Genomic DNA, 13,922 nt, shown 5'->3' with positions numbered 1-13,922 from the left:
ACTGCATCGGCCCGCGACAGGCCGGGGAACCGAACGGGGCTCGCGGGCCACCCGCGCGGCGGTCCGCCCCAATGGGAAAGGCCCGCTTTCGCGGGCCTTCCGGGGGAATCGTGATGGATTCCCGGGGGGATTACTGCTTGATCGCCTCGACCTGGATGACGACCTTCACGTCCTTCGGGAAGCCGTACTGGACACCGTAGTCGGCGCCGAACTGGGTGCGGTCGAAGGTGGTCTCGAAGTCGCCGCCGCAGACTTCGCGCTTGAGCATCGGGTTGTCGTAGCAGTTGAAGTTCACCGCCTTGAGCGTGACCGGCGCGGTCTTGCCCTTGAGGGTCAGGTCGCCGTCGATCGAGGCGACCTTGTCGCCGGCGAAGTTGAACTTGGTGCTGACGAACTTGGCGCTCGGGAACTTGGCGGCGTCGAAGATCTCGGCGCTCTTCAGGTGGCTGTCGAACTTGGAGAAGCCGGTGTCGATGCTGTTCATGTCGATGGTGATCTCGACCTTGCCGGTCTTGGCCGCCTTGTCCAGCTGCACGGAACCTTCCTTCTTGTCGAAGCGGCCGCGGTTGGTCGAGGTGCCGAAGTGGCGCATCTCGAAGGTCGCGTAGGTGTGCGTCGGGTCGATCGCGTAGGTGGCGGACTCGGCTTGGGCCAGGCCGGCGACGGCGATCAGGGAGGCCAGCAGCAGGGCTTTCTTCATCATGGTGGGGTCCTGTCAACAGTGAGGGAAGGCACCGGGCGAGGACCCGGACCGGTTGGAAAAACTCGTGGGGATCGGCAGGGCGGGCCGGCTTACAGCGGCGCCATGCCGGCGATGGCCAGCTTGAACTTGACCTGCACGTCGTTGGCGACGATGGAGGTGTCCTTCCATTCGCCCTCGCCGATCTTGAAGTCCAGGCGCTTCATCGCGAAGGCGCCGGTGGCGGTGGTCGTGCCGCCGGCCTGCGCCAGCGCCACCGGCACCACGGCGTCGCGCACCTGGCCCTTGATGGTCAGCTTGCCGGCGACCTCGAACTTGCCGCCGCCCAGCGTCTTGATCGACGTGCTCTGGAAGGTGGCGGTCGGGATCTTCTTGGTGTCGAACCACTCCGGCTTCACCAGCTCGGCGTCGGTGGCGGCGTCGCCGATGGTGGCGCTGCCCAGCTCGATCGACAGCGTCACCTTGCCCGCGGCGGCGTTCTTCGGATCGAAGGCCAGCTGGGCGTCGAATTTCTTGAAGTGGCCGTCCACCGGCACGCCCATCTGGCGGAAGGTGAAGGCGATGTCGCTCTGCGCGGGCACCAGCTTGGTCGCGGGCGCCGCGGCGGCGGCGGGCGCGGCGGCCGGCTTGGTCTGCGCCATCGCCGGCGCGGCCAGCATCAGCGCGGCGCTCAGCACCGACAGCGCGGTGATCGACAGGGAAAGGGCTCGTGCGGTCATGGGGTCCTCTGCGGAATCGGGGAATCGACGGGGGTCAGGTGTTGTCCAGGTCGCCGGCGCGGCGCGCCGCTCAGCCGCGGCCCGGGAGCATGCGTCGCAACAGGCCGTCCTTGTCGAGCGCGACGTGCTTGACCACGGCGCCAAGGTGGGCAAGCACCAGCAGGCCGAGCCCGTAGGCGAAAAACTGGTGGACCTGCTTCAGCGATTCGGCCAGCGCCTTGTCCTTGCCGACGAAGTCGGGCAGCGCCAGCACGCCGAACCACACGATCGGGAAACCCGCGGCCGAGCTGTAGGCCCAGCCACTGAGCGGCACCGCGAAGAAGGCGGCATACAGCAGCCCGTGCACCGCGTGCGCGCCCAGCTTTTGCCAGGCGGGCATGGGCAGGTCTGCCGGCGGGCGATGCGTCAGGCGCCACAGCAGCCGCAGCGCCGACAGCGCCAGGATGGTCACGCCGGCCCACTTGTGCCAGTTGAAGAGCTTGAGCCGCGTCAGCGAGAACGGCAGGTCGGCCATGTACCAGCCCACCGAGAAGGTGCCGATGATCGCCAGGGCCAGGACCCAGTGGAACAGCATCGCCACGCCGTCGTAGCGCGTGCGGACCGCGGGCATCGGCAGCGGCGCCGGCGCGGGCTCGGGCACCTCGGCCGGCGTCGTGTCGGCCGGCTGCGTCGGCGCGCTGTCGGGGTCGTGAGGGCTGTCGTCGATCGTGGTCATGGGGGCTCGCGTCCTGGGAGGGCCTGGGGCGGTGGGACGTCGGCGCGTCCGGAATGGATCGAAGTGTCCGCGTGCGCCGTACACCGTCGATTCATCCGAACTGAGGCCACTGTTCAGTCAATTTGAACGAGACCCCGGCGACGCTTCATAGATCCGTCATCGGCGCGGTCGAGACTTGCGACCGCTCCACCCCTGGAGCGACGTCAAGGAGTCGCCATGGACCTGATCGCCAAGATCGAGGCGGTGTTTCAACGCCGCGGGCATCTGCAGTACGGCGACGAGCGCCGGGAACCCGTCACCGCGCTGGAGCACGCGCTCCAATGCGCCCAACTCGCCGAATGGGCGCACGCGGAGCATAGCCTCGTGGCCGCCGCCTTGCTGCACGACATCGGGCAGCTGATGGACGGCAGCCCGTCCGACCCGCTGAGCGACGACCAGCACGAGCTGCACGCGTTGCCGCTGCTGCGCGCCGGCGGGCTCGGGCCGGACGTGCTGGAGCCGATCCGGCTGCATGTCGCGGCCAAGCGCTACCTGGTCAGCACCGACCCGGCCTACGGGCCGGCGCTGTCGGACGCGTCCCGGCACAGCCTGGCCCTGCAGGGCGGGGCGATGAACGCGGAGGAGCGGCTGCTCTTCATGTCCCACCCGCACGCGAGCGCCGCGCTGCAGCTGCGCCGCTGGGACGACCTGGCCAAGCGGCCGGGCATGCGCACGCCGCCGCTGGAGTACTACCTCGCGCTGCTCGAGGAACTGCTGCGCGACGACCATGCGCCGCAGCGGCTGCGCATCGCCTGAAGCGATGCGGGAAGCGCGAATCGCATGAGCATCTTCGAAACGGTTCCATGAACTTCGCATCTCTCCCACTTGAGGGGGATATCAGACCCCGCGACCGCTTTGCATACTGGGCACCGATCGCGCGCTGCCTGGACCTCAGCGTCGTGATCAAGGGGAGGAGTGCTATGCCGACCTACCAAAGCCCGATGGGGCGGCGGTGGTCGGCATAGTTTTATCCGGGCTTCGCTTTTTAGCGATTCGGTAGCACTCGCGGACCCGGTTTTGCGCTTTGCGCCGGCCACGGCGACAGGCCCGTCGCAATGGGCAGGCGCGCCTAGGCCGCGGTCCTTGGGCGGTGAGGATCGGCAAGCTATATTGCCGCCCCAGAACAAGCCTTACACACCCATGCATCTCCCCTCGCGGCAGCGGCCAGGCGCTGCCTCCTCCGGTCATGGCGGCGGTCATGGCGGGTGAGCGCAGCCCCGAGCAGGCCAGCGTCGAGCTCGAACTGCTGCGCCTGATCGGCAAGCAGGGCCGGCGCGTGCCGTATCCGGTGAGCATCGCCGCGCTGGCGATGGCGGTGATGGCGGCCAACGTGATGTCGCCCGCCTGGGCCTACGGCTGGCTGGCGGTCGTGTACCTGGTGCTGGCGCTGCGCTGGGCTGTGCTGGGCCGGCTGCCCGAGATGCACGAACGCCCCCTGGAGCAGCGCATGCGCTGGGCCGTCGGGCTGAGCCTGGTCAACGGGCTGGTCTTCAGCGCGTCGCTGGTCGCGGCGCCCCACCTGAGCGATTTCCAGCGGATGGTGCAGACCATCGTGCTGCTGGGGCTGTGCGCCGGCGCGGTCGCGACGACCGCCGGGCACCGCACCGTGCTGCAGGTCTTCCTGTGGCCGGTGACGCTCGCCAACGCGCTGGCCTGGGGCCTGTTCCACCAGGGCGGCGAGCACCGCTGGCTGGACTGGGTGCTGTCGGCGCTGATCGTCTTCTTCGGCCTGATCCTGATGGGCCTGGCGCGCGACACCTACCGCGTCTTCGCCGAGTCGGTGCTGATCCGGCTGCAGCAGGTCAAGAGCAACCAGCAACTGCGCCAGGCGCTGTCGCAGGCGGAATCGGCGATGGCGGCCAAGACGCGTTTCCTCGCGTCCGCCAGTCACGACCTGCGCCAGCCGATGCACACGCTGTCGCTGTTCGGCGCGGCGCTGGACAAGCGGCCGATGGACGACGAGGGCCGCGTCATCGTCACGCAGATGAACCTGGCGCTGCAGTCGCTGTCGTCGCAGATGGACGCGCTGCTGGACATCTCCAAGCTGGACGCCAACGTCGTGCCGGTGAACAACCAGGTCTTCGCGCTGCAGCCCTGGCTGGCGCGGCTGCAGCGGGAGTTTCAGCCCGCGGCGATGCGCAAGCACCTGCTGCTGCGGCTGGACTGCCCGCCCGAGGCCTGCGTCGAGAGCGACCCGGTGCTGCTGGAGCGCGTGGTCCGCAACCTGATCGACAACGCGCTGAAGTACACGATGCGCGGCGAGGTCGCGATCGAGGTCCACCGCGGCCAGGACGAGGAAGTCTGGCGCCTGTCGGTGCGCGACACCGGCATGGGCATCCCGGAGCACGAGCAGCAGCGGATCTTCGAGGAGTTCTACCAGGTCGGGAATCCGGAGCGGGACCGCGCCAAGGGCCTGGGCCTGGGGCTGTCGATCGTGACGCGCCTGGTGGACCTGCTGGACCTGCACTTGGGGCTGCGCTCGGCGCCGGGCCATGGCTCGAGCTTCATGCTGCACGTGACCGCGGCGGACATCGCACTGGTGCGTCCCGACGCGACGCCGGGACGCGGGCCGGCGCTGCCGCCGATGCGGGTGCTGGTGATCGACGACGAGGAGCCGGTCCGCGTCGCGATGCAGGCGCTGCTGAGCGCGCATGGCTGCCAGGTGCTGCTGGCCGGCAGCACGCGCGAGGGCCTGCTCAAGAGCATGGGTCAGCAGCCCGATCTGCTGCTGACCGATTTCCGCCTGCGCGGCGGCGAGGACGGCATCAGCGCCGTGCGCTCGCTGCGCAGCGCGTTCCCGGGCCTGCCGGCGCTGATCGTCAGCGGCGACACCGCGCCCGAGCGGCTGCGCGAGGCGCACGAGGCCGGGCTGACGTTGCTGCACAAGCCCGTCACCGAGGAGCTGCTCATCAACGCGATGCAGGCCGCGCTGGCCGAATACCGCAGGGAGGTTGTCGATGTCGCGCCCGTTCGTGGAGGAGCCGCCAGCCCGGTCTGACGCGCCCGCGGACGGCCCGGCCCGCCCGCTGGGCACGCGCTGGCTGTCGCGACCGCTCGAGGACTGGATGGCCGGCCGGCTGGGCGCGCCCGCGCCCGGCGCGAAGGCGGTGGACGTGCTGGTCGTGGGCAGCGGCTACGGCGGCGCCGCGGCGGCGCACGCGCTCGCCGGACGGCGCGGCGAGGACGGCGAGCGGCTCGAGGTCGTCGTGCTCGAGCGCGGCCGCGAGTACCTGCCCGGCGCCTTCCCCAGCCGCTTCGCCGACCTGCCCGGGCACGTGCGGCTCGCCCGCGCCGGCGCCGACGCGCCCAGCGGCCGGCGCGAGGGGCTCTTCGACCTGCGCCTCGGGCCCGATGTCTGCGTCGCGCTGGCCAACGGGCTGGGCGGCGGCTCCCTGATCAACGCGGGCGTGATGGAGCGGCCCGACCCGGCGGTATTCCGCGCGCCGGGCTGGCCCAAGGACTTCCTCGACGAGGACATGGCGCCGTGGTTCGAGCGCGCGGAGCGCCTGCTCGGCGTGCGCGACGACGGTGCCGACGGCGGCGACAACACGATCGAGCGGCTGCGCTTGCCCGGCTTCCAGGCGCGGCGGCTTGAGGCGCTGCGCGCGCTCGACGCGACGCGCACCCGCGCGGCGCGGCTGCAGGTCGCGATGGACGGGCGGCCGCGCGGCGCGGCGGACTGGGCGCACCGGGCCTGCATCGCCTGCGGCGACTGCGCGACCGGCTGCAACCACGAGGCCAAGCAGTCGCTCGACACCGGGCTGCTGCTGCAGGCCTGGCGGCAAGGCGCCGAGCTGGTCTGCGGCGCGAGCGTCGAATGGCTCGAGCCGGTGCCCGGCGCCGGCTGGCGCGTCGCGGTCCAGCACACCGACGAACTGCTGCGCCAGCGCCAGGGCGAGCCCTTCGAGATCCTCGCGCGGCGCGTGATCCTGGCCGCGGGGAGCCTGGGCTCGACCGAGATCCTGATGCGCGCCCGCGAGCGCGGGCTGGCCGTGTCGCGGATGCTGGGCCAGGCGTTCTCGGCCAACGGCGACGTGATCGCGGTCGGGCATGAATGGCCGCGGGCGGTGCGCGCCGTCGCCGACGAGGACCGTCCCGCCGCGACGCGGCAGGTCGGGCCGACGATCACCGCGGTGCTGGACGCCGGGCCGGACCATGTCGTCGAGGACCTCGCCGTGCCGGCGGCGCTGCGGCCGCTGTTCGAGGAAAGCGTCGCGCTGTCGGCGACGCTGGACGCGCTGGCGCGGCCCAACGCCGGGCCGCACGAGGAACGCGCCGACTTCGACGATCCCTTCGCGATCCGGCCGTCGATGACCGAGCGCCAGTTGCCGCTCGCGGTCATCGGGCATGACAGCGGGACCGGCCGCCTGACGCGGCGCGAGGGCTTCGAGGAGGCCGGCGGGCTGCAGGTGGACTGGCCCGGATTGCGCGATGAGCCGGCGGTGACGCGCCGCCACGAGGCGTTGTCGCGGCGCCTGCGCGCCCAGGGCGCGCGGCTGCTGCGCAACCCGCTGTGGCAGCTGCTGCCGCCGGAGATGGCCTTCCTCAACGACGCGCACGGGCCGATGGTCAGCGTGCATCCGCTGGGCGGCTGCGCGATGGGCGACCGCGGCACCGACGGTGTCGTCAACGCGATCGGCCAGGTCTTCGCCGGCGACGGCGAAGCGGTGCACGAGGGGCTGGTCGTGCTCGACGGCGCGATCGTGCCGGGCTCGCTCGCGATCAATCCGGCGCTGACGATCAGCGCGCTGGCGCAACGCGCGCTGGACCGGCTGGCGTCGGGCTGGCGCCTCGGCCCGCCGTCGCCGGTGACGCTTCGGCGCGAAGCGGCGCGGCCGATGTTCCGGGACCTGTCGCGCCAGGCACGGGCCGCGACGACGGCCGATGCGCCCACGACCCGCGCAGCCACTGCGACCAGCACTCGTACCACCACCACCACCGCCAGCGCCACCACCGCCACCGCCACCGCCACCGCCACCACCGCCAGCACCAGCACCATCGCCAGCGCCACCGCCACCACGGGCTCGGGCACGGTCGCGGGTATGGATACCGGAACTGGCACCGTCATCGAGGTCCGTGAGCGTCTCGGCGGTTTCGTGCGCTGGGACGGAGCGCCGGGATCGCCGCTCAAGTACCTCGAGCTGTGCGTGGTCTACCGGCCCAAGGCAGTGAGCGAGCTGTTGCGGCCGGGACCGGAGCGGCGCCTGGTCGTCGCGGCGGGCAGCCGGCTGCGGGTCTTCGAGGCCCGCGAGACGCGGCCCGGCCGTTTCGAGGTCGTGGGCCCGAATCCAGGCGACGGCCGGCTGTGGCCGCACGCGGAGCGCGGCGACGAGGCCGCGCTGTTCACCGCGCCGCTGGCCGAGGGCGAGTTGACGCTGTTCCAGCGCGAGGCCTCGGGCCCGCTGCGACGCCATGCGCGCGGCTTGTGGGCCTGGGCGCTCAACCGCGGCGTGCGCGACTGCTGGCAGGGCGCGGTCGACTGGGCCGCCGGGCGCTCGCCGCCGAAGGCGCCGGGCGCGGCGTCGGCCGGGCTGCGCGCGCGGGCGGTGAATGCCTGGCACCTGGCCGGCCACGCGGGCGAGGCGCGCCTGATGCGGTATCGCGTGCGGCTCGCGCCGGACGTCGACCTGCCCGACTGGGCCGCCGGCCTGCGCGGCCGCGAGATCGAGGGCCGCAAGCGGATCAGCTACACGCGGCGCGGCAATCCGTGGACGCAGCTGAGCCGGATGGTGCTGACGCCGGTGGCCGGCGTGTCGCCGCCGCCTGGCGCGCGCGAGATCACGCTGACGGTGGACCTGCATCACCTCGCGCGGGAACGGCTGCCGCTGCTGCGCATCCGCCAGGCGCGGGACATCCCCTCGGCGGCGCGCGACATCGGCGCGCTGATGGCCTACATCGCGCGCATGACGATCGGCCTGCATGCATGGACCTTCCGCAAGCCCGACGAGGCGCCGCCGCGGCGCATCTCGCGCCTGCCCGGCGTGGTGCCGGGCCTGCCCGAGCCGGTGGTGATCGAGATGGCCACGGGCCGCTGGGGCGACGCGGGCGCGCAGCGCCAGGACCTCGACCGCCCGGCGCGCCCGGACGACGACGAACCGGTGCTGATCCGGCTGACGCGCTACGCGCGCCCGGGCGGCACGCCGGTGCTGATGGTCCACGGCTACAGCGCCAGCGGCACGACCTTCGCGCATCACTCGGTGCGGCCCGGGCCGGCCAAGCTGCTGTGGGACGCGGGCTACGACGTCTGGATCGTGGACCTGCGCACCAGCGCCGGCCTGCCGACGGCGAAGCTGCCCTGGACCTTCGAGGAAGCGGCGTTCAACGACCTGCCGCTGGCGGTCGACCGCGTGCTGCGCGAGACCGGCCGCGAGCGCCTGGTCGTCTTCGCGCATTGCATGGGCTCGGTGATGTTGCACATGGCGCTGCTGGAGCCGCGCGAGCAGCCCTGGGAACGCTTCCACGCGCTGCGGCTGCTGCTCAAGGACCGGATCGAGAAGCTGGTGATCTCGCAGGTGACGCCGCTGATGGTGATGTCGCCGACCAACAGCCTGCGCGGCGTGCTGATGCAGTACCTGCGGCCCTACCTGCCGATGAGCGACTACGCCTTCCGGCCGGACGGCACGCCGACGCTGGTCGACCGGTTGCTGGACCGGCTGCTGGCGAGCCTGCCGTACCCCGACGCGGAATTCGACATCGAGAACCCGCCGCCCTGGCGGATGCGGCGCACGCCGTGGACGGCGACGCGGCATCGCATGGACCTGCTCTACGGCCGCGACTTCGCGATCGGCAATGTCGACCAACCGGTGTTCGACTTCATCGACGACCACTTCGGGCCGCTGAACATGGACACGGTGGCGCAGGCGATCCACTTCGCGCGCTGCCACGAGATCACCGACTGGCAGGGCGCGAGCGTCTACCTCGACAGCCTGGCCAAGAGCCTGGCGTTGCTGAAGGCCTTCCCGGTGCTGTCGCTGCACGGCGAGGACAACGGCCTGTGCAGCGCCGACAGCGCCGAGCTGCTGAAGGACTACTACGACCAGGCCGCGCCGGGGCGTTATCGCTACCGGGTGATCGCGGGGCATGGGCATCAGGACTGCCTGATCGGGCGCCACGTCGCGACGCAGGTGTTCCCGCATGTGCTGGCCTTCCTGGCCGAGGAGGTGCAGCCATGAACGCGCGGATCCGACGGCTCGCGCCGGACGCGTTGCTGGTCAGCGCGGAAGCGCCGGGGCATCGCGTCGAGCACGCGGCGCCGGAGCACGGCCGCGTGCCGCTGCTGTCGGCGCTGCGGCCGGAGCTCGGCTGGCCCCACTGGCTGGTGTGGGTGCCGATGCGGTGGCGCGGCGGATGGGACTACGAGCGCCTGTCGATGCCCTGGCGCCTCGAGGCCTTCGTGCCGCCGGGGATCGGGCAGCCGGGCGCGCCGTGGCGCGTCTCGCAGGCGGTGGAGGCGTTTCCGCCGCCCGCGACGCGCGAGGGAGGAGAACCCGGCGGCGGCGACCTTCGTCACCATCCCCGCGAAGGCAACGAGCAAGAACGCGAGTACGGTGATGCCGATGCCGATGCCGATGCCGATGCCGATGCCGATGCCGATGCCGATGCCGACGCCGATGCCGATGCCGATGCCGACGCCGATGCCGATGCCGATCCGGAATCCGACGTCGCGATGCATGGCCTGCTGCTGCTGGCGCTGTACCTGGAGCCTCGCGCGCTGGCGATGGAGGGCGAGCATCGCGGCGTGATGCACGAGCTCGGCGAGGAGGAACTGCACGCGCAGGTCGAGGGGGCGCTCGAGGAGCTGCTGGACCTGCCGGCATCGCGCTGGGCGCATGGCTTCGTGCCTTCGCCGGGCGAGGCCGAGGCGGTGGCCGCCTCCGCGGGCGAGGCGGACGTGTGCTTCGCGCTCGCCGCGTGCCAGTACCCGCCGGGCATGCTCGACACCAGCCCGGGCTGGGAGCGCGACGCCTCGCAGGCGGGGCCGGGCCTGGCGTCGCTGGCGCGGCTGCATCGCTTCACGCGCTCGACGGCGCGCGGGCGGGCGTGTTCGCTGGTGCTGTTCGCCGGCGACCAGATCTACGCGGACGCCAGCGGCGGCCTGGCCGATTCGCGCAGCGGCCTCGAGCGCTACGCGCGCGGCTACGGCGAGTTCAAGGCCGGGCCGGCACGGCTGCTGCCGCCGACGGTCGCCCGCGTGGTGCATGGCGTGGACGATCACGAGATCGTCGACAACTGGGAACCGAGCCCGGGCGCGAGCCACGACGGCAACGGCCCCTGGTTCGAGGTCGCGCGGCAGGCGGCCTGGGATCACCGCTGGGAAGCGGGCGCGCGGATCGGCGGACCGGGACTGCTGTGGCACGAGTTCACCTGGCGCGGCGCTTCGTTCTTCATCGCCGACGCGCGCTGCGAGCGCGAGGCGCGCCGCGTGGCCAACTGGTCGACGGCGCGGCTGTGGTCGGTGGCGCAGCGCGACGCCTTCGACGCGTGGCTGGCGCGCGAGGCGGGCCGGCCGCGGTTCGTGCTGAGCGGATCGCTGCCGCTGCCGCGCCGTCGCACGACCGTCGAGCACGCGGCGAGTTGCCTGCGCTCGGACGCCTGGGACGGTTACCCGCACAGCCTGCATGAACTGCTGGGCGCGGTGTGGCGGCAGCGCGCGTCGGGCCTGGTGTTCCTGTCGGGCGACGAGCATCGCTCGGGCTGGGTGAGCGCGGAGATCAGCGCGGTCGACGGCGACGGCGACGGCGATGGCGGCGAGCACCGGGCGCCGGTGCGGATTCACTCGGTGCACAGCTCGGCGCTGTACGCGCCGTTCCCGTTCGCGATCACGGCGGTGGAGGAGCTGGCCGCGCCGGACGCGTTCGAGTTCGACGGCCCGGACGGACGGCGGCTGCGATGCGTCGTCAGCGCCTGGACGGACCATCCGGGCGACGGCTTCGCGGTGCTGCGTGCGCGGGGCGGCGAGGTGGCGCTGTGGTTCGATCGGGCCGGTCGAACCGCCGATGCGCCGGACGCGTTGTTGTCGCCGGCCAATCTTGACGGTTGAACGGACGCGCGCCTAGACTCCGCGCTCCAAGACCTACCCTTCTGCAAAGTGAAAGAGGTAGCGCCGCCCGAGTGATCGGGTCCCAGCTGGAATGGGAGTTCGCGGCAACGCGATAGAGAGCTTTGCGTGCGACGGCCACCCTCGGGTGGCCGTCAGTTTTTCTGAGGTGACCGCGCGTCTCAACTGTTCAGCCGTTGTCGCATGCAAACGGCTTTCAGCAGCGTCGAGAGGCTGATCCTGCGTCCCTTGATCAGGCGCGGCTCGAGCGATTCCTTGAGATAGGCCGATTGGACCTTCAACAGCAGGCGTCGCTTGCGCTTCGGATCGCGGCTGATGTCGAAGAACACCACGTAGTGACGAGGCGCCGCCCCGCCTTCTCCGTCGACGGGTTCGACGGTGATGAAGTTCTGAGGGAGGTCGCGAGCGAACCGGATCACGCGTCGCGGTAGATCCCGAATCAAGCGAGGGAGATGACTCAGCGACAGTGCATGGCGCTGCTCGCAAAGCACGCGGGTGTCTTGCCCGTCGAAGAAGAGCTCGCTGGACGGAATCGACGACGGGGACCTGCCGTCCCAATTGAGAGAGCGCGTGAAACAGTGGCTCGAAAAGTAGACGACCACGACGACGTCGAAACCCAGCCCCGGGTCAACGCGAAAGGCGAACGGTTCGAGGTGGCTCATGTCCCACGGCTGACCGTTACGCACGACGCGTCGACGCCGATGGATCGAGGCGACAGCATCCAGATGATCGACAACAGGAATCTCGGTGATTTCGGCGGACCGGACTTCGGGGTCTGGCTCGCTCTCCAGCGTGGAAATGCCCATGACGGGAGGCCCTCGGAAATGGGAGGGCGGTCATGTTTCCGATTCGGTTCCCTGCGCGCCTTGCGCCTCGTCAACCCTGCCGTCGGTCAAGCAGGGCTTGCGTGCTTCGTCGCAATCTGGAGACCATCGACAAGTAAGGTTTCGGTCCGTGTTCACCGCGACCTGCTGGCGGCTCCCTACTTGCTGTTGAACCTCACATGCGACACTGCCCCATGAACGAAATCGAGCTCCGCTTCCAGATCCCCGAATCGCAATGGTCGGCGGTGCGCCGCTGGGTCGAGGGCACGGCCAAGTCCCCCGCCGCCGAGGAACGCCTGCAGGCCGCCTACTTCGACACCGCCGAGCGCGACCTCGCGCGCGCCGGCTTCGCGCTGCGGCTTCGCCGTGAAGGCGAGGTCTGGGTGCAGACGCTCAAGGGCGCCGCGCCCGACGGCATGACCCGCCTGGAGCACAACGTCCCGCTCGGCGCCGACACCCCGACGCTCGATGTCGCCCGGCACGCGGACCATCCCGCCGGGCAGGCGCTGCAGCAGCTGCTCGCCACGCTGCCCGCGGATGCGCTGCAGGCGCTGTTCCGCACCGACATCACCCGCCTCACCCGGCCGCTGCGCACGCGTCACGGCCTGGTCGAACTGGCGCTCGACCACGGCGCGCTGCTCGCCGGCGAGGGCGAGTCGCTGCGCTCGACGCCGGTCGCGGAACTCGAGATCGAGCTCAAGAGCGGCCAGGCGCGCGCGGTGCTCGAGGTCGCGCGGCAATGGGCCGTCGAGCGCTTCGGCCTGTCGCTGGAGCTGCGCACGAAGGCGCTGCGCGGCGACCTGCTCGCGCGCAACCTCGACTGCGCGCCGGTCGCCGAGTCGCACGGCATCCACTGGACCGGCGACATGACCCGCGACGACGCGCTGCACGTGCTGCTGCGCGAATGCCTGGAGCCGGTCATCGGCAATGCCTCGCAGATCGCCAGCGGACGGCACCGGCCCGAGCACCTGCATCAGCTGCGCGTCGGTCTGCGTCGGCTGCGGTCCGGCCTGCGCCTGCTGGCCGAGGACGACGACGTCGCCCTGCACGCGCTGGCCGAGGGCGCCGGCCAGCTGTCCCGGCGGCTCGCGCCGGCGCGCGATGCCGACGCGCAGGCCGAGGCCTCCTGGCGCGTGGCCATGCTCGCCGCCTGGCGCGCCGAGCGTCCGTCCGCTGCGGCGGTCGACGCGCCGCCGTCGCCCATCGATGTCGCCGGGCTGCTGCTCACGCGCGAGGTCCAGGGCTGGATGCTCGCGCTCATCGGCTGGCTCGCCCGGCCGGCCGCGGAACACGCGCCCGAGGACGAGCAGGACCTCGCGGCCATCCATCGGCGCATCGCCCACTGGCATGCCGCCGCGGACAAGCAGATCAAGCGCTTCGAGCGCCTCGATAGCGAAGGGCGCCATCACCTGCGCCGGCGCTTGCGCCGGCTGCGGCTGGCGATGGAACTGGCCTTCGCGGTGCCCGGCGGCGCCGACGGCCGGCGGCTGTCGAAGAAGGAACTCGAGGCCCGCGGCAAGCTGCTCGGCCGCATCCACGAGGCGGCGCAGAAGCTGGGCGCGCTGAACGACCTGGAGGTCGGCCTGTCCGAAGCCCGCGAGGCGCTGGCGATGGCGATGGCCAGCGGCGACGTCCCGGCGGCGGCGCGCGCGGGGTTCTCGCTGGGCTGGCTGCGGCCGCGCCAGAAGCAGGCGCTGGAGAAGGCGGCCAAGGCGGTCGGGGCCGTCCCGCAGGCGAAGGCCGTCAAGGCGGCCAAACCCGTCAAGGCGGCCAAGCCCGTCAAATCCACCCCCGAGGCGACCCCGTCCGCCGAGGCGTCGACCGCCGACCAGTCGAACTGAGGCGCGTCGATCGACTGGCTTCACTG

General features: G+C 71.7%; 9 protein-coding genes. 5 read left to right on the top strand and 4 right to left on the bottom strand.

Annotated elements, in window-relative coordinates; translation table 11 throughout:
• Window positions 1–130: 130 nt before the first annotated feature.
• The 3 genes from N5D62_RS14235 to N5D62_RS14225 all read right to left on the bottom strand — a co-directional run bounded on the left by N5D62_RS14235 (window position 131) and on the right by N5D62_RS14225 (window position 2,029).
• Window positions 131–700, bottom strand: a complete 570-nt coding sequence (locus tag N5D62_RS14235) for a YceI family protein (RefSeq protein ID WP_279758555.1) — start codon at window positions 698–700, stop codon at window positions 131–133.
• A gap of 92 nt (window positions 701–792) precedes the next feature.
• A complete protein-coding gene (locus N5D62_RS14230) occupies window positions 793–1,419 on the bottom strand; it encodes a YceI family protein (protein ID WP_279758490.1) in 627 nt (208 codons plus the stop codon).
• 70 nt (window positions 1,420–1,489) lie between these two features.
• Window positions 1,490–2,029 carry a cytochrome b gene (locus tag N5D62_RS14225; RefSeq protein WP_279758554.1) on the bottom strand — a complete coding sequence of 180 codons (540 nt, stop codon included), beginning with the start codon at window positions 2,027–2,029 and terminating at the stop codon, window positions 1,490–1,492.
• A 321-nt stretch (window positions 2,030–2,350) separates the two neighbouring features.
• On the opposite strand from N5D62_RS14225, the gene N5D62_RS14220 reads away from it, so the two are divergent.
• The 4 genes from N5D62_RS14220 (at window position 2,351) to N5D62_RS14205 (ending at window position 11,213) form a co-directional block, all read left to right on the top strand.
• Window positions 2,351–2,929, top strand: coding sequence for a phosphohydrolase (locus N5D62_RS14220; RefSeq protein WP_279758489.1), 579 nt, complete (start codon window positions 2,351–2,353; stop codon window positions 2,927–2,929).
• A 442-nt stretch (window positions 2,930–3,371) separates the two neighbouring features.
• Window positions 3,372–5,171 (top strand): hybrid sensor histidine kinase/response regulator, encoded by a 1,800-nt coding sequence (locus N5D62_RS14215; RefSeq protein ID WP_279758488.1) that lies wholly within the window; start codon window positions 3,372–3,374, stop codon window positions 5,169–5,171.
• Window positions 5,131–9,345, top strand: coding sequence for an alpha/beta fold hydrolase (locus N5D62_RS14210; RefSeq protein WP_279758487.1), 4,215 nt, complete (start codon window positions 5,131–5,133; stop codon window positions 9,343–9,345). The genes N5D62_RS14215 and N5D62_RS14210 overlap by 41 nt, the downstream gene beginning before the upstream one ends.
• Window positions 9,342–11,213 (top strand): alkaline phosphatase D family protein, encoded by a 1,872-nt coding sequence (locus N5D62_RS14205; RefSeq protein ID WP_279758486.1) that lies wholly within the window; start codon window positions 9,342–9,344, stop codon window positions 11,211–11,213. The genes N5D62_RS14210 and N5D62_RS14205 overlap by 4 nt, the downstream gene beginning before the upstream one ends.
• Before the next feature lie 179 nt (window positions 11,214–11,392).
• On the opposite strand, the gene N5D62_RS14200 is transcribed toward N5D62_RS14205, so the two are convergent.
• Window positions 11,393–12,037, bottom strand: coding sequence for a hypothetical protein (locus tag N5D62_RS14200; RefSeq protein WP_279758485.1), 645 nt, complete (start codon window positions 12,035–12,037; stop codon window positions 11,393–11,395).
• A 212-nt stretch (window positions 12,038–12,249) separates the two neighbouring features.
• On the opposite strand from N5D62_RS14200, the gene N5D62_RS14195 reads away from it, so the two are divergent.
• A complete protein-coding gene (locus N5D62_RS14195; RefSeq protein ID WP_279758484.1) occupies window positions 12,250–13,896 on the top strand; it encodes a CYTH domain-containing protein in 1,647 nt (548 codons plus the stop codon).
• Window positions 13,897–13,922: the final 26 nt, after the last annotated feature.

It is taken from the genome of Mitsuaria sp. GD03876 (genome assembly GCF_029840635.1).
In the GTDB taxonomy this organism is placed as follows: domain Bacteria; phylum Pseudomonadota; class Gammaproteobacteria; order Burkholderiales; family Burkholderiaceae_C; genus Roseateles.
Note: the sequence above shows the minus strand (reverse complement) of the source record. Positions and strands in the feature narration are given on the sequence as shown.

Coding starts and splice junctions, on each gene's coding strand:
- N5D62_RS14235 (WP_279758555.1), bottom strand. CDS start 700: ATGAAGAAAGCCCTGCTGCTGGCCTCCCTGATCGCCGTCGCCGGCCTG.
- N5D62_RS14230 (WP_279758490.1), bottom strand. CDS start 1,419: ATGACCGCACGAGCCCTTTCCCTGTCGATCACCGCGCTGTCGGTGCTG.
- N5D62_RS14225 (WP_279758554.1), bottom strand. CDS start 2,029: ATGCCCGCGGTCCGCACGCGCTACGACGGCGTGGCGATGCTGTTCCAC.
- N5D62_RS14220 (WP_279758489.1), top strand. CDS start 2,351: ATGGACCTGATCGCCAAGATCGAGGCGGTGTTTCAACGCCGCGGGCAT.
- N5D62_RS14215 (WP_279758488.1), top strand. CDS start 3,372: ATGGCGGGTGAGCGCAGCCCCGAGCAGGCCAGCGTCGAGCTCGAACTG.
- N5D62_RS14210 (WP_279758487.1), top strand. CDS start 5,131: ATGTCGCGCCCGTTCGTGGAGGAGCCGCCAGCCCGGTCTGACGCGCCC.
- N5D62_RS14205 (WP_279758486.1), top strand. CDS start 9,342: ATGAACGCGCGGATCCGACGGCTCGCGCCGGACGCGTTGCTGGTCAGC.
- N5D62_RS14200 (WP_279758485.1), bottom strand. CDS start 12,037: ATGGGCATTTCCACGCTGGAGAGCGAGCCAGACCCCGAAGTCCGGTCC.
- N5D62_RS14195 (WP_279758484.1), top strand. CDS start 12,250: ATGAACGAAATCGAGCTCCGCTTCCAGATCCCCGAATCGCAATGGTCG.